Genomic DNA, 23,751 nt, shown 5'->3' on the forward strand with positions numbered 1-23,751 from the left:
AATCAGAACGGCCATGCTGAGAAGACTTTTCGATTGATGGATCTCATTGAATGAACAAAAGAACTGTCCCCGGTAGACCTTCTACATAGGGGACAGTTCTTTTGGTTTTATGGACATTTCAAATTTTCGGCTTTCAGGCGAAACCGCGTGAAATTTTTGTTCATGCGGAATCTTTACTGGGCCCTTGCTTCATTCAATATCCTTAACAGTGTGCAGCGATTTCGCAGTGTGTGGGCTTCCCGAAGACTTGATTCCAGCAGAGCTTGGTCAACGCCGAGCTCGCTGATGCTGGATGGGCCTCCGGCCTGCTTCAACAGACGGGCAATTTCCTCTTTGGCCGGCACCTGATCCAGCCACTCCCGTGCCCGATCCCGCAGCGCGCTCCATTCCTTCGGCTCTGCGCCTGGAAAGATTCCCTTGTCGACCGCATCATGATACAGCTGGGATATCTCGCCGCAGGCGACTCCCACCTTGGCTCCATGCAGCAGCGCACGACGGCCGAGGCGCAAGTATTCCATTTCCCAGTAATGCGACAAGTGATGCTCTGCGCCTGAGGCCGGATGGGACTGTCCGAACAGCAGCATGGCGATGCCGGACTCGATCAGCGCCGTCATTAAGATCCGGATCCCTTCTTCAGACCGCTCGCCGATCGCCCCCACATGTCTGACACAGGCTTCAAGCGCGCGCTCTGTAATCATGGCCACTTGATCATTATACGGCTCGTCTCCGGCCAGCGCCGAAAATTTCCAATCGAACAGCGACGTATATTTGCCGAGCATATCGCCAAAGCCCGCCGCAACGAGCGGCTGCGGCGCGCTCGAAAGGATGTCCAGATCCGCGAAGATGGCGATCGGAGCCGCAGCCGGGAAGGTTTGTTTTACGCCGCGCACAATGACAGGGGCTCCGAGCGAAGTGAATCCGTCCACGGAAGGGGCCGTAGGTACGGAAACGAACGGCTTGCCGGTCCGGTGGCTCACGAATCGGGTAATGTCATGAATCGTGCCTGAACCGGCTGCGATCAGGCTGCCCGTGCGCGCCGGCTCCGCTTCAATGAACAGCTGCATGATCGACTGCTCGTCCGCGACCACATCCCCCTGTTTATCCGGCTTCAGGAGGCATAGCCTGGCCTCCAGTCCCTCTGCCGCAAACTGCTCCTCCAAAATTTTGCCGCAAGCCTCATACGTATTCGCATCAGCGACAATGATGGAGGGTCCGAGGCCGTTTTCCTTAACGTAACGGGACACTTGCAGTACGGCACCCGCCTCAAGCACCATATGCGAAAGTCCGTCAAAGCCGGGATTCCGATTCTTCATTTCGCTGACCAGGCTCTTGGCATAGCTTAAATGATCCGTCATTGCAGCTTCTCCCCTCTCCATTCCGGTATATCTGCAATATCTCTTTTTGTCTATAATCAGTTGAACAAATGAATGGATGTCAGAGCGAGTACGTAAGATGTTTCAGTCACTGTTGGTTCCAGATTTCTTGAGTGTATAGAACCTATCACAGTAGAAATCTGAAACCAAGTGCGACCTCAAGTGTATGCTTCCGATGTAGCTTTCCTTCAGAAAGCTTTCGACTTTTTCGAAAATCTTTTACTCCCTTGCCTGCATCATATTCGCAAATTCAACTTATCTACATCCGTTATGTTATAAGGATTGTAAAGTTATGATGGATTAAGACACTACGACTGGATATTCGGCGGATTGCTTGATCCGCTTCAATCTCTTCATCACGTCATTCTCGCCGCGTCCGAAATAGTCATGCAGCTTGCTGTATTCCTGATACAGAGAGTCGTACACTTCTACATGCTCGGGGATCGGCTTGAAAGTCTCTTCCTTCACGCGCGCCATATATTTAGCGGCATCGATGATCGTGTCATAGCCGCCCTGCTCCTTGCCTGCCGCGACGGCCGCAAACATCGCGGCTCCGAGGGCCGGTGTTTGCTTGGAGTCTGCCACGATGATTTCGCGGTTGGTAACATCCGCATAAATCTGCATCAGCAGACGATTTTTCTGCGGCAAACCTCCGCATGCATACAGTACATCGACATTTACGCCGTTATCATGGAACGCATCTACGATTTTACGGGTACCGAACGCCGTTGCTTCAAGCAGAGCCCGGTAGATTTCCTGCGGCTTCGTCAGCAGGGTCATTCCGAGAATCATCCCGGTCAGATCCGTATCCACGAGCACCGAGCGGTTGCCGTTCCACCAATCGAGTGCCAGCAGCCCGGTCTGGCCCGGCTTGTAGGCCGCGGCTTCCCGCTCCAGCCATTGATGGACACCGATGCCCTCCTGCGCAGCAGCCTCTTTAACGTAAGCAGGCAGTGCTTCTTCCACGTACCATTCGAAAATATCGCCGACCGCTGATTGTCCCGCCTCATAGCCGAACAGTCCCGGAATAATGCCATCCTCCACAACTCCGCACATGCCTTCGACCTGCTTCTCTTCCGTTCCGAGCAGCATATGGCAGATCGAGGTTCCCATCGCCATTACCAGCTTTCCGGGCGTGACCACGCCGACAGCCGGTACGGCCGCATGGGCATCCACGTTGCCTACCGCAACGGCAATACCCGGCTTAAGCCCCATCATTTCAGCCATCGCTTCCGTCAGTCCGCCTGCATTGCTTCCGAGCGGAATAACGTCGCCGCGCAGCTTCGTATCCGTTAAATGCTCGAGCCTTGGATCAAGCGCTTTAAAATATTCCTTGCTCGGATACCCGTCCTGCTTGTGCCAGATCGCTTTATAGCCTGCTGTACAGCTGTTGCGGACGATGTTGCCCGTCATTTGGGAGATGACCCAGTCCGTCGCTTCAAGGAACATATCCGCGCGTTCATAGATGGCTGGTGCTTCATCAAGGATTTGCCATATTTTAGCAATCATCCATTCGGATGAAATTTTGCCCCCATAGCGAGGAAGAAAAGCTTCGCCTCGCTCCGCCGCGATCCGATTAATCTTGTCGGCTTCCGGCTGAGCCGCATGATGCTTCCAAAGCTTCACCCAGCTGTGCGGCTCGTCGGCAAGTCCGGGATCGAAGCAAAGCGGCTCGCCCCGTTCATCCACCGGCAGCATCGTGCACGCCGTAAAATCAATCCCGATCCCGATCACGTCCGCCGGATCGATTCCCGACTGACGAATGACGGCCGGCACCGATTCGCGCAGAACCTCGAGATAATCTCCGGGATGCTGAAGCGCCCAGTCATGCTCCAGCTTCTTCCCCGAGCCAGGCAATACCTCGTCAATGACGTGATGCCGGTAAGGCGTAACATGATCGGCGATTTCATGCCCGTTCGCCAGATCGACCAGAACCGCACGGCCCGATTGGGTACCGTAATCGACACCGATGGTATACTTTTTCCCCACTTGATTTCCTCCTCAAAGCAAAATGATATAGATGTGCTGCTTTTGCTTCCCTGGTCATTTCCTTTAACAAAAGTTCAAGATGTTAAGATAAGGGCCGGTTTCACGCTATTTTTGTCCGTAATAGGCATTGACGCCATGCTTTCGCAAATAATGGCGATCCAGCAGAGCCTGATCCATCGGAGGCGTATCCGGATTGATCTGCTGCATTCTGGCGGCAATTTTGGCACACTCTTCGAGCACGACCGCATTGTGAACCGCGTTATCCGCATCCTTTCCCCAGACGAACGGCGCATGGGAATGAACCAGCACACCCGGTATGCGGTTCGGGTCCAAATCCGCGAAGCGCTCGACGATCACGTTGCCGGTCTCAAGCTCGTAATCACCCTCAATCTCGCTGCGGGTCATCGGGCGGGTTACGGGAATCTCTCCGTAAAAGTAATCGGCATGGGTCGTTCCATAAGCAGGCAATGCGCGTCCAGCCTGAGCCCAGCTCGTTCCCCACGGGGAATGGGTATGCACGATCCCTCCGATCTCCGTAAAATGCCGATAGAGCACCAAATGGGTCGGTGTATCGGAAGATGGCCGCAAATGGCCTTCGACAATTTGGCCTTGCAGGTCCAGCACGACCATATCCTCCGCCTTTAACTCCTCATAAGGAACACCGCTCGGCTTGATAACAACCAGCCCTTGCTCACGGTCAATACCGCTTACGTTTCCCCACGTAAATGTGACGAGCCCGTGCTTGGGCAGCGCCAGATTCGCTTCCAGCACCTGCTGTTTTAAATCCTCTAACATGAACAAACCGCTCCTCTCTATATTTGAAAAATATAGTTGTACGTACAAGTTGGCGAGCAACGGTCCGATTTCTCGGACCTTTGTTCATTTTATGCTCAACTATTCAGTATCTGTCCTGCCGGTTTCATTACGGACTCTCTCTCCACGAGCTGCGGCTGAAAGATCGTATCCTCAATGACGGCGGCATCCTCAATCATGCTGATCAGCTGACTGGCTGCCATCACGCCCATCTCGGTCTTCGGATGCGTCAATGTCGTCAATTTCGCTCCCGCTGCCAAGGCGAGCGCCGAATCGTCAAAGCCGATTACCGATACATCGCTTGGGATATGCAGGCCGCATCGTCCCGCAGCTTCGATCAGGGCAACGGCTAACTCGTCGTTGTAGCATACCAGCCCTGTCGGGCGCTGGTCATGCGGCAGACTCAGTAGCTGCACCGCCTGTTCATATGGGAACACATTCCGCTGCTCGGTCGTATAGGTGATCACCCGATCGGGCGATACCGGAATGCCGAATTCCCGGTGGGCACGCAGAAAGCCCTTCAGCCGGTTTACGCCCTGGAGGTCATCCCTTTTAAAGAAGCCTGCAATCCGGGTATGGCCCTTCTCGATCAGGTGACGGGCAGCCTTATAGCCCCCGGCCTCATCATCCACTTTCAGGCACGGGCATTCGAGCTCCTGATACTTCTCGTTGATCATCAGAAACGGAATTCCCTTCTCCTGCAGTGACAAAAAATAACTGAGGTTCGGGTTGCCCTCCGCACTCTTGGTCGGCTCAATGATCAGCCCGCTGAGCGGCTGGCTCGTCATCAGCTGCAGGCTCTCCATCTCCTTCTCCTTGTTGTTGTCCGTGCTTGCCAGCAGAAGCCGGTAGCCTTTGCTGCGAAGCTCGGCTTCCGCCCCGCGGACAATATGCGGGAAGATATAATCGGAGATGTAGGTTGTGACGATGCCGATCGTCTTCACCTGCTCGCTTCCGTGCCGCTTGGGATTTTTCGCGAACGTCCCCTTGCCTTGAATTCGCTCAAGCCAGCCTTCCTTCTCCAGCTCGCCGAAGGTTTGGCGGACCGTCTGCCGGCTGACGCCGAACTGATCGGCGATTTCATGCTCCGAGGGCACCTGCTTCCCCGGCTCCAGCCTGCCCGATTCGAACCAGGACAGCAGCTCGTTCTTCAATACCATATATTTGGGTATCCGTCTGTTATTCATCGTTCACCTCTAGCCTTACGCACTCATGATACCGGGATCGATCCATTATCCATCGATCATCCCGGAGCTATCTCGTTATTGTAACACAGGCCAGGGCATTACTGACAGATACCCGAACCCCCGATCAGCGAAGACGATAGGCAGCTTCGCTCCAGCGCAGCTCATTTTTGAACCGGGCAAGGCTTGTGTCTTTGTCAATGAGAACCGCTTCAATACCGGCCATCTCCGCCCAGTCGCTCAGCTGCTCGGACGTAATCGCGTAAGAAAGGACCGTATGATGCGCACCGCCGGCCAAAATCCAAGCCTCTGCCGATTCCCGAAGCGACGGCTGCGGCTTCCACAATACGCGGGCTACAGGCAGCTTCGGCATCGGCTTCTCTACTTTGACGCCATCCACCACATTGACCAGAAGACGGAAGCGATGGCCGAGGTCAACGAGCGATGCATTCACGGCAGGACCGTCCTGGCCGTTGAATACGAGACGTGCCGGGTCGGCTTTTCCGCCGATGCCGAGCGGATGAACCTCCACCGATGGCTTATCGAGCGCGATCGTTGGACATACCTCCAGCATGTGCGATCCGAGAATCATATGGTTACCCGGCTCGAAATGATAGGTGTAGTCCTCCATAAAGGAAGTGCTCTTGTTGCCGGCAAGGACCTTCAGAACTCGGGTCAACGCCGCCGTCTTCCAGTCGCCTTCGCCGCCGAATCCGTAGCCTGCTTCCATCAGTCTCTGTACGGCTAAGCCGGGAAGCTGCTCCATGCCGTGCAAATCCTCGAATGTCGTCGTGAATGCGCCAAATCCGCCCTCCTCGAGGAAGCGACGCAAACCGATCTCGATGCGGGCTTGATAAGCGATGGAATCGCGGACCGGACCGTCAGATAGTCCTTCCTTCGTGATGGAGTACTGCTCCGCATATTCGTTCAGCAGCGATTTCACTTCATCGTCGCCGACTTGATTCATCGCATGAACCAGATCGCCGATGCCATAGCCGTTGACGGACCATCCAAGCTTAATTTGCGCTTCGACCTTATCTCCCTCGGTGACGGCAACCTGGCGCATGTTATCGCCAAAGCGGGCAACCTTCAGTCTGCGGCTCTCGGCATAAGCGGCAGCCGTTCGCATCCAGCCCGCGATCGCGCCGCGAACCTCGCCGTCCTCCCAGTGGCCGACAACGACCTTGCGGGCGATGCCGAGACGTGCTCCGATATGGCCGTATTCACGGTCCCCGTGCGCGGACTGGTTCAGATTCATGAAATCCATGTCGATGGTTTCCCAAGGAATATCGCGGTTGAATTGGGTATGGAAATGAAGCAGCGGCTTCTGCAATTGGGACAAGCCGGCGATCCACATTTTCGCAGGGGAGAACGTGTGCATCCAGGTCATGATCCCTGCACAGGTCTCATCATTGTTAGCTTCGAGAATCAATTGGTATATCTCATCCGGTGTCGTTACGATCGGCTTGAACACGATAGGGAAGGGGAATACCGGATCCTTGTCAAAATCGGCGGCCACGATGCGGGAATGCTCTGCAACCTGTTCTAGCGTTTCCGGTCCGTATAAATGCTGGCTGCCGGTAACGAACCAAAAAGTATGCGGTTTCAACTTCATGATTAACGCCTCCTGTTATGAGTGCTGTCTAGCTAACTTGTACATACCTATGATCACAAACGATTCATTAACACATAATTGTACGTACAAGTTGATTTACTCACATTCTACTCGTGCTAATCATAAATAGCAAGCAGAATTTATACAAAAATAGGCTGAAACAGGCATAGATTTCACTCCGATTGCCTGATTCAGCCTTCATGATATTCGCTCTAATCTATTTTAGCAGCCAAGGCACTACGATTATTCCTAATAATTATGCGGCGTTTTTGCTAGTTTTCGAAGTATAAACCTTAGCTTCTTGCCCGATGATTCAGATAGGATACCGGCACCCTATCCGGGTAATCCGTTATAATCCCATCCACCCCGCTCTCCATCAGGAAGGGGATTTGCAGCACATCCCGAATCGTCCAGACGAAGGTCTTCATTCCGGCTTCATGAATTTTCCTAATTAATGACCCGGACACAAGCTTTACAGAAACATTAATGTAGTCGGCATAGCTGCTGAATTCCTGCAGCCGCTCCTTCGACAACTCCTTCGAACTCGTGGCGACGATGCCAAGCGGTATATCCGGCATCAGCTCGTGAAAGCGGCGGAGGGAATCCGTGTCTGCCGATTGGACCATAATCATCCGCGAGGCATCCCGCACACGGTTTCCTGCCGGTGCCTTCCGTTTCAACACACCGGCAACCTTCTCTTCAATTCCTGGATACCGGGAAGGAAGCTTGAGCTCGATCAACAATCCGATTTCCCCGCCGAAACGCTCCATGACTTCCTCCAGCGTCGGAATCGTCTCTCCCGAAAAATCCGAATGATACCAGGCTCCGACATCCAGCGACTTCAGCTCCTGCAGGGTTAATGCTCCCACTTCGCCTTGGCTGTTGCTGGTCCGCTCCACGTTGCTGTCATGGATGACGACTACATGTCCGTCCCGACTAAGCTGCACGTCCAGCTCCAGCATATCCGCCCCCATATCGAATGCCTTCTGAAAGGATGCCATCGTGTTCTCCGGAGCATATCCCGAAGCCCCACGATGCGCAATGTTGACCCAGTCACCGCTTCGCTCTTCTCTCCATTCGCTCCGAACATCCGCCGATGCCAGAGTTGGCGGCGGCTCCTGCAGCGATGCCGCAGCCGGACGCAAGCTGCTAACGGTCAGCATAACCGTCTGCATAACGGCCAGAATTACCATGCTCTTTTTCATATCGATTGAATCACCTCTGCCCCGATCGGTCCGAAGGCCTTGTACTCATATGTTTAATTAAGAATGTCTTCCTGATAATCAGGATTTTGCACATTCCATTCCCGCGCTTCCGGGTGCTAGGACGAACTAAACCTTTTGGCTCTTTGAATTTGCGGATTGAGAGTTGCTCTTTGGATGCTTGCAATATCCTCGATATTAGTAGTTCCCTGCCGTTTCACGTTTCAATCGGACCGACACGGTTATTTTCCAAATAGACTTCTTCTCCTCTTCCCTGTCGTATTTTCGCAAGCCGCTTTTCCGCTAGCTGAATCGCAGATCATGTGCATTTTCTATTTTATGTCTTGTAAAATGAACGTAAATGGAGTAAGTTGAACATATATGAACGTCATGCTTTTTTTAAAAAAACTATGATCACGAGGAGAGATGAAGTAATGGAAAGACGATATGCCTCACATCCGAATGAAGTAAAACAGTTCGATACCGAACGGCTGCGGAAGGAGTTTCACATTCCGGTATTATTCAAGCCGGATGAATTGGAGCTTGTTCTTACGCATGAGGATCGCTTGATTATCGGCGGCGCCGCCCCGGTTCACAAGCCGGTAAAGCTTGATACAGACATGAAGGAGCTGGGCGTCTCCTTCTTCCTCGAGCGCCGCGAGCTCGGCATTATCAATATCGGAGGAGCCGGAAGCGTTGCCGTTGACGGGACCGAGTATTCCTTGAATAACAAGGAATGCCTGTATGTCGGCATGGGGGCCGAGGAGGTCATTTTTACCAGCGCCGATCCGGGGAACCCTGCTAAGTTCTACTTGAATTCGGCTCCGGCTCACCAGACATTCCCTACTGCCAAAGCGACGCTTGAGGAAGCCGATTCCAGCGCGCTTGGCGATATTAAAAATTCCAACGACCGCGTCATCTACCGTTTTATTCATCAGAAAGGCATTCAAAGCGCCCAGCTCGTCATGGGCATGACTTTGCTGAAGGAAGGCAATATGTGGAACACGATGCCTGCCCATACGCATCCGCGCCGCATGGAGGCTTACTTGTATTTCGATTTGCCGGAGGATGCGGTCGTCATTCATCTCATGGGTGAGCCTTCCGAAACAAGACATATCGTCATGCGCAACGAGCAAGCGGTAATCTCGCCAAGCTGGTCGATTCACAGCGGTGTCGGCACAAGCAACTATACCTTTATTTGGGGAATGGCGGGAGACAATAAGAGATACGATGATATGGACCCTGTGTCCATGAAGGATTTAAAATAGAGAGGATATATTTATATCCATTTTTATGACGGAAGAGTTGAGGCTTTATGAACCCGCTGCGGCGATATGAAAAAATCATGGAATACCTTCTGACCTACAAGGAAGTTACCGTGGCCGATTTGAGCCGCCAGCTTGAGGTCAGCGGAAAAACGATCCGCGAGGATCTGACCAGGCTGGAGGAGCAGGGTCTGATCGTGCGCGTGCACGGTGGAGCCGTGCTGGCACAGAGCGATCAATTCGGCATTTTGCCGTCGAGGGAGCCCCTTGCCAAGCATGCCGATGAGAAATCCGAGATTGCGGACAAGGCTCTGGCTCATATCCAGGCTGGCGACATCATCGCACTCGATGGAGGCAGCACGACACTGGAAATCGCCCGCAAGCTGGGCGATAAGGACCTGACGGTCATTACCAATGATGTCTATATTATCAGCGAGCTGGCTTCAAAGAGCAGCGTTCGTCTCGTCGTACCGGGCGGGTATCGCGTGCGCAACATGCTTGCCGGCCCCGAAGGCGTAGCGTATGTGAAGCAGCTGAACATACAGAAGGCGTTCATCTCTGCGACCGGTGTCCATATCGATCACGGGTTATCGATTTATACCGGCGATCTGATCGCCTTCAAACGGGCTCTGATCGACACCTCGCTCGAGGTATACGCGGTTGTTGACCATCACAAATTCGGCCAAACGGCGCTCAGAACATTTTCCACGCTGCATGAGCTTTCCGGGATCATTACTGATCAAGGCTTGCCGGAAGAAACGTACAGCCGCTACATCGCCGCAGGCATTAAATTGGAATAGCACACATCGCATAGCATCGCTTCGCATTCGCTTTCTTGGCAGATGCCAAGCTGTGAGGGCTAGAGTGGAGAATATTAGACCGGGAAAGGGGATTCAACTGCACATGAACAGGTTTGATTTAACAGGCAAAACCGCGCTGGTCACCGGATCGGCGCGCGGCTTGGGTCAGGGAATCGCCATCGCTCTCGCTGAAGCGGGAGCCGATATCGTTGCGGTATCCATGAATACAAGCGCGGAAACGATTGAAGCCGTAAAGTCCTTCGGCAGGAAGGCCTCGGAAATTCGGGTTGACTTAAGCGATCACAGCAAACTGGAGGATACGTTCAATCAGGCGCTGGAGCTGAATGGACGCGTTGACATCCTCGTTAACAACGCCGGCATCATCCGGCGCACCCCAGCCAAAGATCATCCGGTGCAGGACTGGCTTGACGTGATTGATCTGAATTTGAACACCGTCTTTATGCTGTCCCAGCTTGCGGGAAGGCATATGATTGAGCGCGGAAGCGGCAAAATGATCAATATCTGCTCCATGCTGTCCTATCAAGGCGGGATTAATGTGCCGGGATATACGGCCAGCAAGCATGGCGTTGCCGGCTTGACCAAAGCCTTGGCGAATGAGTGGGCAGCCAGCGGCATTCAGGTAAACGGCATCGCGCCGGGTTATATCGAAACCGATAACACCGAAGCGATTCGCCAAGACAAGGAGCGCCGGGCATCCATTACGGAACGGATTCCGGCAGGACGCTGGGGCAAGCCGGAAGATATCGGTGGTCCTGCCGTATTCCTGGCCTCGTCCGCTTCCGATTATATGAACGGTCATATTCTGTGCGTTGACGGCGGCTGGATGGCCCGTTAATGACCGTTAAGGCAAATGGACTTTGAAGCCTTCAGGCAGATCCGCAAAGCGCGGTGAGCCTGAAGGCTTTTTATTATTTCGGATTCCTTCGTAAGCAAGGGAACTCATCGAACGCTTTGCCTTTTTAACCTATCCTCTTTATCCTTTCCGCTTCAACGATCCCGTTTCAGCGGCTTCTAAACTCCCATTATATCAAAAAGCGCGAATAGCCCCGTCAACCTTTGGGAAAAGATAACGTTACGGTTTGGCCGTCATAGGGCCTTGAACATAGAAAGGATGATATCAATCATGCGCGGAACACGTGCGAAACGATCTGTCAGCCTGCTCTTGCTGCTCTCCCTTGCAAGCACGTTGCTGCTTCCCGGTTGTACATTCGACAGCCAGGACCGGGTGCCGACGCCGAATATGGGAGTCAATCCGTACCGGGTCAACACAGGAAACCTGCTTGGCAATGCCGTCGAACGCGGCACTTTGCGGATCGGAACCGAGCGGGACTATCCTCCATTCAGCTATCACGGTACCGGCGGAAGACTTACGGGGTTTGATGTGGAGATTGCCGAAGAGGTCGCACGCCATATGGATCTCCGGGCTGAATTTACTGAAGAGTCCTGGGATCGTCTTCTCCCCGGATTAACCGAAGGTAAATACGATGCCGTATTTAATCAAATCGAAGACCGGCCCGACCGGCGGGAATTGTACGATTTCTCCATCGCCTATCTGTCAACCGTACCTGTGTTACTGGTCCGCACGGGTGAAGAGGGGATTCGGTCTTTTTCAGATATGAAGGGCAAACGGGTCGGCCTGAACCCGACGGGAGCCTATCAAGGCATTGCCCAGAAGCACGGAGCGAAGATCGTGCCTGCCAAGTATATCCGGGAAGCCGCTGACATGCTGGTCAAGGGAAGCATCGATGCGGTGATCACCGATCAGCTGTCCGTCACCAATCTAAAGCAGCAGCTCCCGGACCTGCCGGTGCAAGCGGCCGCTTCATCCAGGGAGGTATTCGAAGTATCCGCCGCATTCGTGAAAGGGAACCCCGATCTGCTCGCTGCGGTTAACAATGCACTGGCTACCATGCAGCAGGATGGAACCTACTTAACGATCTGGAACAAATACTTTGGGGATACCCCGCAAAGCTACAAAGGCATTCATGACCTCAAGGACAAGCCGTAACCGTGCCCGGGGATGAGCTTCCCGGTCACGCCCCTGCAGCCCCTTTCCATGGCCGGCAAGCCTAAAATAAGAGGCGCCTGCATGAGCTGATACCAGTTCATGCAGGCGCCTTTATATAATCCGCTCGTTAGGATTCCTCTGTCTTCTCTTCGGCCGCAGCTTCGTCTGCCTCTGCAGGCTCCTCCGTCTCGGCTGCCTCGACGGCCCGTGGTACGATAACCGTGGCAAGCACTTCCTCGTCCGAGGCATGCAGGGTAATGCCCTTAGGCACTTGAATGTCGGCAACGGTGAGCTTATCGCCGATTTCGAGCGAGGATACATCTGCTTCAAGCGTTGACGGCAGCTCGCCCGGCAGTCCCTCGACTTCAAGCTCTGTTACCTGCGTTTGCAGGATGCCGCCCGTTTTGGTGCCGGGTGCGGTTCCATGGTATTCGACCGGAATGCTGACACGTACAGGCTTATTCATCGATATGCGAAGAAAATCAATATGAGCGACGTTTCCGCGTCTCTTCTGTATATCTTTAATCAATACGGGAATCTGGCCAGAGCCTGGAATGTCCAGATGGAACACTTCCGAGCGTCCGGTATGAAACAGCTTGGCCGTTTCCTTCAAATCAACGGCTACGGGAATGCTTTCGTCGCCCCCGCCGTATACAACACCCGGAACGCCGCCTCTCTCTCGAAGCGCTCGACGTGAACCCCTTGTAAATTCATTTCGTACTTGTGCGGTGAGTTGAACGTTGTTTCCTTTTGCCATGAGTGAAAATCCTCCTTTATCGAAAACAAAGTCTATCTCATTATTACCCTTTTTTTGTGCTAGCTAATCATTTTTTCGTAGAATGTTTCACTTCGAATCGCTCAGGGTAATAAGCATTACCCCTTTTGAAATATAAAATAGGAGCCATCCTTTCGTTGATAAGGATGGCTCCTTCTTTGATGCCACATATAACTCGCAGCTTCCCTAACTGGCAACACCGCTGCGCCGGGTCACGGACCATCCCTCGCTGCCGCTTTGCATCGAGAAACGGACCGTCTTCTGTTCGGGCGGAATGTCGATATAATAATCCTGATCGCCTTCCCGGTTCTCCCACTCGCGCAGCCGAAGGATGCAACCGATTCGCCGAACGCCCGCAGCCGCATAGATTACCGCCCTGGCCTTGGTGTCCACCCCTTGCGATAACGGAACGCTGCCGTCCTGCACGCCGGTTCCCCACACCCAGGCGTTCCAGCCCTCGTACTTGCCGTCCTTGCGTTCGTATTCCAGCTCAATCTTTACTAATCCGTCCTTAAGCGCATTGCGGTCTTCATACAGCACCATCAGGGATACTCCTGGTACCCGGATGGACGCCCGGTCCGTCGTTTTGATCGGCTCGGTGCCAGCTCGTTCTTCGTTGACCACGATGTTCCAGCGGTATGGGGTAGGCGGCAGTTCGACCTTCAAATCCTGCTCATTTGCATTGGCAATGACGACGATTTGCCTCCATTCCCCGCTGCCGGAGCCGCCTTGTATACGACAGGCAACCAATCGGTCGCTGGCGTGCAGCACCTGCATTCGACGCTCAATCTCCTCGCGCTTCGACAACCGAAAGGCCGGCTGCGAACGGCGAAGATGGATCAGGCCTTTATAATAGTCGAACACCGGTTTGAACAGCTTCTTGTTGGACCAGCGGATGGCGTTTATGGCATCACCGCTCCGGTAGCTGTTGTGGTCGCCAAATTTCGTCCGGAGCAGCTCATCACCAGCGTGGAGCAGCGGAATCCCTTGGGAGAGCAGCACGATCCCGTTGGCAAGCAGGCTGCGGCGGACGGGATCCGATGACATGACCTGATCCGCTTGGACGCCGGCGTAAGGCCGGGAAGCTGCCGTTGCCTCCCAGAGGCTGCCCCCGTTCTGTAGCTTGCCGTCATGCAGCCGAAGCAGACCCGCCTCCTGGTCCATTCCCAATGTTATCAGGATTTTATCCCACAGATTCAAGTTGTCATGAACCGTGACATAATTTATCGTTTCGCTAGCGTCCTGTGCGAAATCGTGGATGGACCCCATCATTCCTTCCGCTATGGCCCCTTCCGTCCACGGCTCGCCGGTAGCAAAACCTCGTCCTTGCCCGTCATTATCGCCCTTGATGGCATAACGGAAATGATCATTGAATACCGCAAAGCCTTGGCCCCTTTGGGTGCCCTTTACGGTCTGCTCCGCCAGCGGGCTAAGCTCTCCGGTCCACGGCTCGCCGTAAAACAGCAGCGACGAATCAACCTCCTCCCGAAGCTCCTGAACCACTTCCTTCATGGTGGTTGTATCGATGAGCCCCATCAGATCGAACCGAAATCCGTCGATATGATATTCCTCTGCCCAATACCTGAGCGAATCCTTGATGAATTTGCGCACCATCGGCTTCTCCGTTGCCAGCTCGTTCCCGACCCCGGAGCCGTTGGATAAAGCTCCGCCGCAGTCCCTGCGGTAAAAATATCCCGGAGCAAACCGCTCGAATGGCCCGTCATCCACCGTAAACGTATGGTTGTATACGACGTCCATGACGACACGGATTCCGCAGGCATGCAGCGCCTGAATCATTTCCTTCAGCTCCCGGATCCGGACGGCAGGGTCCGCCGGGTCGGTTGCGTACGATCCTTCGGGGACATTGTAGTGCAGCGGATCATAGCCCCAGTTGTACTGGCTGCTGATCGAGTCGGAGCCGTACCCGTCAAGCTCATTGACCGTGGCAAAATCGAAGATCGGCAGCAGATGCACATGCGTGACGCCAAGCTCAATCAGATGGTCCAACCCGAGCGTATTGCCGTCCTCGTCCCTGAGTCCCCGCTCGGTGAAAGCCTTGAATTTCCCTCTATATTTCATCCCCGAATCGGTATGAATCGAGAAATCGCGTACATGGAGCTCGTACACCACGGCATCGGTCGGCTGAATCAGCGGCGGCCGTACATCATTCGCCCAGCCCTCCGGATTCGTAACGGCCGGATCGATGATCGCTCCGCGGCAGCCGTTGGCCGAGACAGCTCTTGCATATGGATCCACCCCGTAGCATAACTTACTGTCTTCGGATCGGATCTCATACATATAAAATTTCCCGTGCAAATCCCCATGGACATGTACACTCCATGTTCCATCCGGGCTGCGTTCCATAACATATCGTTCTCCGCCCTCATGGTTTGTCACAAGACCATTATCATTGTAATCGCCGGCACTTTCATACAGCGCCAGCCGAACGCTCTTCGCAGCAGGGGCCCAAACCTGAAAGGCAGTTCCCTGTTTGCTGTAGAACGCTCCCAGTCGATCGCTCGTGCAGCTCTTGATCATGTCCATATTCATCCTCACCGTCGCTTTAAAAGTAGATTCGCATCCAGTATGGGCACCTGAATCATGAGACAGACCTCCAGCATTTGAATGTAAAACGCTTTCATATATCAATATATGTCAAAAGCCTTCATTTGGTTTGGGTTCATGCCAAATCCCCATATTTTTTAGGCTATTATACAAGCAAATTTGCCTGGTGTCTTTCTTTTTTCTGCGAGAATGCAGCCGGAACCAAATGAAAATGAAAATTTCGGTCATCAATCGAAGCTGTTAAACTTATTCGGAGAGATCAGCAATAGCATCTTTTAATTCTGCCACAAGATAAAAAATAGCATCTGTCCGGGTGGACAGATGCCGTCAATTCATCATTTACTTGGAAAAAGATGTTCAAGATTCCCTTGGGAATATCAAGTTATGACCCAGTTAATGGCGCAAAACGAATAGCTTTGATGAATTACGCGTTCGCAGCGTCGATCGCACGAACCAGCTCGACCACTTCCTCCGCGGTTCCCATCTCCAGCGCTTTCGCTGCAAGCGTCTGCATCTCGGCGCGGGACAGCTTGCTGATCTGGCTGCGTGCCGGAAGGATCGAGGTTGCGCTCATGCTGAACTCATCCAGCCCCAGTCCGAGCAAAATCGGAATCGCCGTTGAATCGCCGGCCATTTCGCCGCACATACCGACCCAGCGGCCTTCGCGGTGGGCAGCGTCAATGACCATTTTAATCAGGCGAAGAATCGCCGGATTGTACGGCTGATACAGATAGGATACGCGTTCGTTCATACGATCCGCCGCCATCGTATATTGAATCAGATCATTGGTGCCGATGCTGAAGAAATCCACTTCCTTGGCAAATTGGTCAGCCAGAACCGCCGTTGACGGAATTTCGACCATAATCCCCAGCTGGATATTGCTCGCAACCTGGATTCCTTCCGCCTCCAGCTTCGCCTTCTCTTCTTCAAGAACGGCTTTGGCTTCCCGGAATTCGCCGAGCGTAGCAATCATCGGGAACATGATGCGCAGGTTGCCGTGAACGCTGGCGCGAAGCAGCGCCCGCAGCTGCGTTCTGAATATATCCTGGCGGTCAAGGCACAGGCGAACCGCACGGAAACCGAGGAACGGATTCATTTCCTTCGGCAAATCAAGGTAAGGGAGCTCCTTGTCGCCGCCGATATCCAGCGTACGGACGACAACCGGCTTGCCTTCCATTTTCTCCAGGACCGACTTGTACGCGACATATTGAATTTCTTCGGAAGGCAGCTTGTCTCTGCCCATATACAGAAACTCTGTACGGTACAGGCCGACCGCTTCGCCACCGTTATCCAATACGCCGGCCACGTCGTTAGGCGTACCGATGTTGGCTGCCAGCTCAACATGCACGCCGTCCTTCGATACGGTCGGCTCGGTGCGAAGCTTCTTCCACTCCTCTACCTGCTTCGCATAAGCCTCTTGCTTGGCGCGATATTGGGCAACGATCGCTTCGGTTGGATTGATGATGACATCGCCTTCCAGGCCGTCAACGATCATGAGGTCGCCGCTCTGAACCGAGGACAGCACATTCTTCGTTCCGACAACGGCCGGGATTTCAAGCGACCGGGCCATGATGGCCGAATGCGAGGTCCGGCCGCCGATGTTCGTCGTAAAGCCCTTCACGTACTTGCGGTTCAGCTGCGCCGTATCCGAAGGCGTCAAATCCTCGGCAACGACAATCACTTCCTCGCTGATTTCCGAAGGGCTGACATAATTCAGCCCGAGCAAATGCTTCAGGATGCGTTTCGTAACATCACGCATGTCGGCAGCCCGCTCCTGCAAATAAGCGCTCTTCATGTTCTCGAACATTTGGATGAACTGAGTTGCCGTTTCGTTTAAGGCAAATTCTGCACTAACCGATTCGGACTTGATTTTCTCCTTAACCGGATCGATCAGCTCCGGGTCGTTCAGAATGAGAAGGTGAGATTCGAAAATCTCAGCCTTCTTCTCACCAAGCTCCTGAAGCGTCCGGGCCTTGATCGCTTCCAGCTCAGTCTGGGACTGAGCCAAAGCGGCATCGAGCTTCGCAAGCTCGGCATCTACGTCCGTCACCTGCTTTTGGCTGATCGAATAATCAGGATGCTCGAGGATGAAAGCCCGGGCAATCGCAATACCAGCCGATGCCGCGATTCCTTTCAGATTATTCATGAAGTTCCCCTAGCCCTTCGTTGATCATGACTTCCTGGAGCGCTTGAAGCGCTTCGCTCTCGTTGCCGCCTTCAGTAATCAGCGTCAGCGTATCACCTTGCTCAAGACCGAGGGACAGCACGCCAAGAATGGATTTCAACGTCACTTTCTTGCCGTTGGATTCCGCGAAAGAATTCGTGTCCTGGAATTTGTTGGCTGTGTTAACCAGCGCTGTTGCAGGGCGTGCATGGATTCCGTCTTCGTCGATAATTCTGAAAGTTTGTTGCATGTTCATCATCCTACTTTCTTCGGTTTTTATAATTTAGGTTATTTCTAGCATAGCATAAGCCTGCTCATTCAAAGAAGTTTACCCCTTGGTGATCGTGATGATGGCCTCTTCGCCGCTCTTTACATCACCGGTTTTGTTCAGCTTAACCGCTGCGCCTTCCGGCAGATTCGAGAAGATGATCGGAGAAATGATGGATTTCGCATTCTCCTTCACATACTCCAGATCGACCTGCATGATCGGCTGTCCTGCGGTTACAGCATCGCCTTCCTCGACAAGCACGGTAAATCCTTGTCCCTTCAGCTTCACCGTATTTACGCCGATATGGACGAGAACTTCCTTGCCGCCGTCCGACATGACGCCGACCGCATGCTTGCTCGGGAATACGTTAAACACTTTGCCGTTGACCGGCGAAGCGATGGTTCCGTTATGTGGCACAACGGCGAATCCATCGCCTGTCATGCGCTCCGAAAAGACCGGATCCGGCACATGGGATATATCCATCAGCTCGCCGTCTACCGGAGACACGATCTGCTCCGAGACAAGCGTCCCTTCCGCTGCATCCGTATCACCGGCCTGCTCATTCGAGACGACTGGTTGAACCGGTGCGTCCTCCCCAGGCGAACCCGCCGTGGCAGAGGTTGTTTCAGTTGGAGCTGCTTTCCCGGAAATAATATCCTGGATCTGCGATTTTATCGTATCGGAACGGGTTCCGAAGATCGCCTGGATATTGTTGCCGACCTCAAGCACTCCGGATGCTCCGAGCTGCTTCAATCTGGCTTTATCGACATTGCCCTTGTCTTTGACTTCCACCCGAAGCCGGGTAATGCAAGCATCCAGATGAGCGATATTCGTCTGTCCGCCGAGTGCGGTCAGAATATTGGACGGCAGCTCGTCCTTGCTGCTTCCCGAAGCTTTCGAGCCCGAGTCTGTCGCAGCCGCGGCATCTTCGCGGCCAGGCGTCTTCAGATTAAATTTCCGGATCACGAACCGGAAGCCGAAATAGTAGATGACCGCCAGGATCGCGCCGACGATCAGCACATTCCACCACGGTGTCCGGTTCGGGATGACGCCGAAGATCATGTAATCGATAAGCCCCCCGGAGAAGGTCATGCCGATCTTCGTGCCCAGAATATGCATCGTCATGAAGGACAGTCCGGCGAACAGCGCATGGACTGCGAACAGCAGCGGCGCCACGAACAGGAAGGAGAACTCAAGCGGCTCCGTGATTCCTGTCAGGAACGAGGTCAGGGCAGCCGAGCCCATAATGCCGGCGACATATTTCTTGTGCTCCGGTCTTGCCTCGTGATAGATGGCCAGCGCGGCAGCGGGCAAACCGAACATCATGAACGGGAACTTACCGGTCATGAACGTACCGGCCGTAAATTCCACGCCGTCCCGCAGCTGGGCCATGAATATATTTTGATCACCGCGTACCATTTGACCTGCCTGATTAAAGTATTCCCCGAATTCAAACCAGAATGGGGAGTAGAAGATGTGGTGCAGACCGAACGGAATCAATCCGCGTTCCACGACGCCGAATACGAATGCGGACAGCGTCAAATTTTGTTCCAGCATGAAATGGGATGCGGTGTTAAGCGCAGACTGGATCGGCGGCCAGATCACGACCATCAATAAACCAAGCAATAGCGAAGTCGCAGCCGTCATAATCGGAACAAACCGTTTCCCGGCGAAGAAGCCCAGATAGGACGGAAGCTCCATATTGAAAAATCTTCGGTACATGCTGGCAGCAAGTATGCCGACGATAATTCCGCCGAACACCCCGGTGGCTAATGTCGGGATGCCTAACACACTGGCATACTCGTAATTGGTGCCGATCATGGAAGGGGTTACGCCAATGACGCTTCCCATCGTTACGTTCATGACCAGATACCCGATAATCGCAGCAAGACCCGCTACACCTTCGCCTCCGGCCAAGCCGACGGCTACGCCTACCGCGAACAGCAGCGGCAGATTCGTAAACACGATCTGTCCTGCGTTCATCATGATGGTCGCAGCTGCTTGTACCCAGGCGGCATCAAGCCAAGGCGCATACTTGAGGAAATCCTCATTGACGAGCATATTGCCCAGTCCGAGCAGCAGACCGGCAGCCGGAAGGATGGCTACGGGCAGCATCAGCGCTTTACCGACTCTTTGCAAAACGCCGAAAAGCCGTTTAAACATGACGATTCTCACCCTCTATCTAGTTGTTGTCACAAATGTGTGAAATGGTGTTGCAAGCATAAAACAACAAAAAAAGGCATGAGCAATTACGGGAACCGGTTGGTCTCTAATCCTATGGATTAGATTACCCGAAAATGGGTAATAACAACCAAATTCCTGCAATCCTCATGCCTGATCGAATCAGTTACACGTCGATTTTGCTGTTTTACTTATGAACTGTTCGTATTGTATCACCGTTCGTACACGGTTGCAACTACCAACTGCCAAGGCTTCATAAAATCTTCACTTTTACTCATCCTGCTGCTTTCGCTGTACCAGACGTTGAAGGTGAATCGTCAAATATCCGGCCTCGGCCGGGTAAACCGGCTTCTTCAGACGCCGCTCCATGATCTTTGTCAGCTTCCAGGCCAAGGAATAAATCTCAGGGTACTCCCGTTTGAGCAGACCGTCAAGCGCACTCGCCTCCTGAACCGCTTCCCCTCTGCGGACCCGTTCCAAAGCGAACCGAAGATGCGTTAACAGCCGGGAATAATCAAGCGAATCCTTCGGAATGACATAATCGAGCTGCTGCTCCACGGTATGTACCAGATCGGCGATCAGCTCCGAATGCTTGCGAACCTCCGATATATGCTGATTGGTAAGCGCCCCGTGAATATGCAGCGCAATGAATCCGATCTCTTCCTCCCCTAAATCGACCCCAAGCTTCTCATGGATCGTCCGAACCGCATACGCCGCCATTTTGTATTCTTCCGGATACATTTCACGGGTTTCATATAAAAAGGGATTATGAATATACAGTCCTTGGGCATGGCGTTTGATTGCAAAAGCAATATGGTCGGTCAATGCAATGTGAATATGCTCGTTCAGGGAAGAACCGCTCGTTTTCTCGGCGTGCGTGACAATCTCATTCATCGCCTCGATCAGCTTCTCATCGATATGCGGGACCAGCTGCTTATACTGCTCCTGTTCCTCCGGCTTGGTCAGAATGAACATTTTCTCCACGGCCGATACCGGAATCCGGTCCATGTTCTTCTGACCGAAGCCGATTCCCTTGCCGATGACGACAACCTCTCCATGCTGGGGATGTATCGCTATGATTACGTTATTATTTAAAACTTTAGCCACTTGTAAGCTGCTCACATTCGCACCTCTTTTGATCAAACGCGTATACTCGGATATCTTAACAGAAATATGAGGTTGCGGCAAAAAAGAATACGATGTCCTCCATAATCACGGCTCTCCGGTCCTGCTCAAGCGGCATTCAATTCAGGGAAAAGAGAACTGGCTTGCCAGCAGGCTGCCGCTGGATGAACCCATCATCCTTCATATCTCGAACGATTCCAGCGGCAGGCTGCCGGCTCTACGGTCTATGTTCATACGCTCTAACCGGCAAGCTGACTGTCTATGCTGCATTCGCTTCAACCGACAGCTGACAGCTCTACGGTCTATGCTGCATTCGTTTCAAATGGCAAGCCGTCCGGCACTACTCTTCCTTCGCTGCACTCGCTTCAACCGGTACAAGCTCTGGTTCAATGGCAGCCGGCTTCTGGACCTCGGCCGGCTTCTTCGTCAGCCCTTGGATCAACGCCTCCACATCGATTCCCGATACGCTCTTGAGCATTTCAGGCGCGGTTGACATCAGCTCCGTTACATAATTGCTCACCCGAGCGGCGCCTTCGCCTTTCCCTGTGTCGACAACCGTCAGCTTATCGATCGAAGAGATCGGCTGGGCAATTTTACCTGCAAGCTCAGGCAGCATCTTCACGATAATATCGAGCACCGCAGCCTCGCCGAACTTCTGGAACGCCTCGGCCAGCTTTTCCTTCGCATCCGCCTCGGCAATACCGCGCAGCCGGATAACCTCCGCTTCGGCAGTACCTTTCGCGCGCTCGGCATCGGCGACGGCAAGACCGTCCAGACGCTTTTGCTCGGCCGAAGCCTTTGCCTGTGTTTCGATCGAGTATTGGATTGCATCCGCTTCCCGCATTTTGCGCGCCTTCTCCGCTTCCGCAGCCTGCTCTACCGCATAGCGGTCCGCGTCCGCCTTCTTCTTCACTTCGGCATCGTACTGCTTCTGACGAACCATGATTTCTTTTTCCTGCAGATCGATTTCCCGCTCTTTGCGGACGAGCTCAACCTTCATCTGCTCCTCAACCATCGTCTGCTTCGCCCGAGCTTCCTGGATATGGTAGGCCTGGTCGGCTTCCGCCTTGGCCGTATCCTGCTCCTTCTTAAAGGAGGCGACCTTCAGTTCCTTCTCCTTCTCGGCTTCGGCGATATTGGTGTCGCGCAGAAGCTCGGCCTTCTGTCCTTCTTCTTCGGCGCGGGCCTTCTGAATCCGGGCATCCCGAACGGCTTCCGCTTCGGCGATCTCCGCATCCCGCTTTACGGTTGCGATCCGCGGTTTACCCAGCGCTTCCAGATAGCCGTGCTTATCCCGCACATCCTTGATCGTGAACGAAACGATCTGCAGCCCCATCTTCTTCAAGTCTCTCGCAGCGACCCCTTGAACCTCCTGGGCGAACTTGTCACGATTCCGGTATACTTCCTCAACCGTCATTGAACCGAGGATCGCGCGCAGATGACCTTCCAGCACCTCTTGCGCTTCGCCCTTCAGCGCCTCAATCGGCTTGCCCATGAATTGCTCGGCAGCTGTAGCCACGTCCTCAATGGAGCTGCCGACCTTGATGATCGCAACCCCGTCAGCCATGACAGGAACGCCCTGCTCTGTGTACACTTCCGGCGTCATCACGTCAAGCTTATGGGATAACAGCGAAACGAACTCGGACCGCTGAAATACCGGCAGAATAAACGCTCCGCCGCCTCGAACGATTTTGATCTTGCGGCCGGATTCGTCCTCCGAAATATTTTTGCTGCCGAGGAAAGATCCTGTCACGATCATCGCCTCATCCGGGCTGACCGTCTTGTAGCGAGCCCAGAATGCAAGGCCCAGCACGATCAGGACACCTACAACAATCGACGGAATAACCAAATACTCTGGCATGTTCTCATTCATCTCCTTTTCGTTCTTCCAGTTCGGACACACGGAGGACACCATCAACGACGTCGATGACCACGACCCGGATCCCGGCGGGCAGGACGCTGCGGTCAAAGCTTGAAGCGATATGCGTCGTATTGCCTGCGCCTACCTTGATCATGACTTCACCAAAGCCTTCGGCCGGCAGCGGTACCGTAACGACACCAATTCGCCCTGCCAGCTCCTTTATGGAGAAGCCCGTGGAATTCTCGCTGTTCTCCATCGGCTTGACATAGCCGAAGTAGACCATAATCGAGATCCCGATTGCCGCTAATATGGACAGCGTAATATGGGCTCCTGCCGCCAAGTCCGTATATTTCATCAGCATGATCCCGGTTCCGCCGAAGACGGTGATTCCTCCTGCAATCACAACCGGATTAAAAAAATCAACCGACAAAAAGTCCAGGAGACCGTCCAGCGCCGAGCTGAGAATATCTCCGAGCAGCACGGTGACGACGGCGAACAGAATGCCTCCGATCAGACAGCCCCAATATAACGCTTCCATGATG

The 23,751-nt window shown here is 53.5% G+C and carries 18 protein-coding genes; 4 read left to right on the top strand and 14 right to left on the bottom strand.

The window, feature by feature from the left end:
• Positions 1-173 precede the first annotated feature (173 nt).
• From NST44_RS27565 to NST44_RS27590, 6 genes are all read right to left on the bottom strand, one after another.
• The gene (locus tag NST44_RS27565; protein WP_340901153.1) at positions 174-1,355 is read right to left on the bottom strand and encodes a sn-glycerol-1-phosphate dehydrogenase; all 1,182 of its coding nucleotides are present in this window, start codon (positions 1,353-1,355) and stop codon (positions 174-176) included.
• A 318-nt stretch (positions 1,356-1,673) separates the two neighbouring features.
• The gene (locus NST44_RS27570) at positions 1,674-3,362 is read right to left on the bottom strand and encodes a ribulokinase (protein WP_210095606.1); all 1,689 of its coding nucleotides are present in this window, start codon (positions 3,360-3,362) and stop codon (positions 1,674-1,676) included.
• 105 nt (positions 3,363-3,467) lie between these two features.
• Entirely contained in the window at positions 3,468-4,157 is a 690-nt protein-coding gene (gene araD / locus NST44_RS27575; protein ID WP_028405028.1) for an L-ribulose-5-phosphate 4-epimerase, read from the bottom strand.
• A 95-nt stretch (positions 4,158-4,252) separates the two neighbouring features.
• Positions 4,253-5,362, bottom strand: coding sequence for a GntR family transcriptional regulator (locus tag NST44_RS27580; RefSeq protein ID WP_007129291.1), 1,110 nt, complete (start codon positions 5,360-5,362; stop codon positions 4,253-4,255).
• Positions 5,363-5,486: 124 nt separating this feature from the next.
• Positions 5,487-6,974: an L-arabinose isomerase gene (araA, locus tag NST44_RS27585; RefSeq protein ID WP_340901154.1), complete on the bottom strand. Its 1,488-nt coding sequence runs from the start codon at positions 6,972-6,974 to the stop codon at positions 5,487-5,489.
• A gap of 293 nt (positions 6,975-7,267) precedes the next feature.
• Entirely contained in the window at positions 7,268-8,179 is a 912-nt protein-coding gene (locus NST44_RS27590) for a glycerophosphodiester phosphodiesterase (protein WP_340901156.1), read from the bottom strand.
• 431 nt (positions 8,180-8,610) lie between these two features.
• On the opposite strand from NST44_RS27590, the gene kduI reads away from it, so the two are divergent.
• From kduI to NST44_RS27610, 4 genes are all read left to right on the top strand, one after another.
• Positions 8,611-9,444, top strand: a complete 834-nt coding sequence (kduI, locus tag NST44_RS27595) for a 5-dehydro-4-deoxy-D-glucuronate isomerase (protein ID WP_007129288.1) — start codon at positions 8,611-8,613, stop codon at positions 9,442-9,444.
• A 47-nt stretch (positions 9,445-9,491) separates the two neighbouring features.
• On the top strand, positions 9,492-10,241 hold the full coding sequence (locus NST44_RS27600; RefSeq protein ID WP_340901157.1) for a DeoR/GlpR family DNA-binding transcription regulator: 750 nt from the start codon (positions 9,492-9,494) through the stop codon (positions 10,239-10,241).
• Positions 10,242-10,344: 103 nt separating this feature from the next.
• Entirely contained in the window at positions 10,345-11,097 is a 753-nt protein-coding gene (gene kduD / locus NST44_RS27605) for a 2-dehydro-3-deoxy-D-gluconate 5-dehydrogenase KduD (RefSeq protein ID WP_028405022.1), read from the top strand.
• Between the two features lie 288 nt (positions 11,098-11,385).
• Positions 11,386-12,270 carry a transporter substrate-binding domain-containing protein gene (locus NST44_RS27610; protein WP_340901158.1) on the top strand — a complete coding sequence of 295 codons (885 nt, stop codon included), beginning with the start codon at positions 11,386-11,388 and terminating at the stop codon, positions 12,268-12,270.
• A 127-nt stretch (positions 12,271-12,397) separates the two neighbouring features.
• On the opposite strand, the gene NST44_RS27615 is transcribed toward NST44_RS27610, so the two are convergent.
• The 8 genes from NST44_RS27615 to NST44_RS27650 all read right to left on the bottom strand — a co-directional run bounded on the left by NST44_RS27615 (position 12,398) and on the right by NST44_RS27650 (position 23,747).
• Positions 12,398-13,027 (bottom strand): 50S ribosomal protein L25, encoded by a 630-nt coding sequence (locus NST44_RS27615; protein ID WP_007129284.1) that lies wholly within the window; start codon positions 13,025-13,027, stop codon positions 12,398-12,400.
• Positions 13,028-13,231: 204 nt separating this feature from the next.
• Entirely contained in the window at positions 13,232-15,589 is a 2,358-nt protein-coding gene (pulA, locus tag NST44_RS27620) for a type I pullulanase (RefSeq protein WP_445670721.1), read from the bottom strand.
• 445 nt (positions 15,590-16,034) lie between these two features.
• Positions 16,035-17,756, bottom strand: a complete 1,722-nt coding sequence (ptsP, locus tag NST44_RS27625) for a phosphoenolpyruvate--protein phosphotransferase (RefSeq protein WP_213614305.1) — start codon at positions 17,754-17,756, stop codon at positions 16,035-16,037.
• Positions 17,749-18,024, bottom strand: coding sequence for an HPr family phosphocarrier protein (locus tag NST44_RS27630; protein WP_007129281.1), 276 nt, complete (start codon positions 18,022-18,024; stop codon positions 17,749-17,751). The genes ptsP and NST44_RS27630 overlap by 8 nt, the downstream gene beginning before the upstream one ends.
• A 78-nt stretch (positions 18,025-18,102) precedes the next feature.
• The gene (ptsG, locus tag NST44_RS27635; protein ID WP_340901161.1) at positions 18,103-20,205 is read right to left on the bottom strand and encodes a glucose-specific PTS transporter subunit IIBC; all 2,103 of its coding nucleotides are present in this window, start codon (positions 20,203-20,205) and stop codon (positions 18,103-18,105) included.
• Positions 20,206-20,493: 288 nt separating this feature from the next.
• On the bottom strand, positions 20,494-21,345 hold the full coding sequence (glcT, locus tag NST44_RS27640) for a glucose PTS transporter transcription antiterminator GlcT (RefSeq protein WP_213614307.1): 852 nt from the start codon (positions 21,343-21,345) through the stop codon (positions 20,494-20,496).
• A gap of 343 nt (positions 21,346-21,688) precedes the next feature.
• A complete protein-coding gene (locus NST44_RS27645; protein WP_007129278.1) occupies positions 21,689-23,209 on the bottom strand; it encodes a flotillin family protein in 1,521 nt (506 codons plus the stop codon).
• A gap of 4 nt (positions 23,210-23,213) precedes the next feature.
• The gene (locus NST44_RS27650; RefSeq protein ID WP_007129277.1) at positions 23,214-23,747 is read right to left on the bottom strand and encodes a hypothetical protein; all 534 of its coding nucleotides are present in this window, start codon (positions 23,745-23,747) and stop codon (positions 23,214-23,216) included.
• Positions 23,748-23,751 lie beyond the last annotated feature (4 nt).

Source organism: Paenibacillus sp. FSL W8-0919 (genome assembly GCF_038003785.1).
GTDB lineage: Bacteria > Bacillota > Bacilli > Paenibacillales > Paenibacillaceae > Paenibacillus_AQ > Paenibacillus_AQ lactis.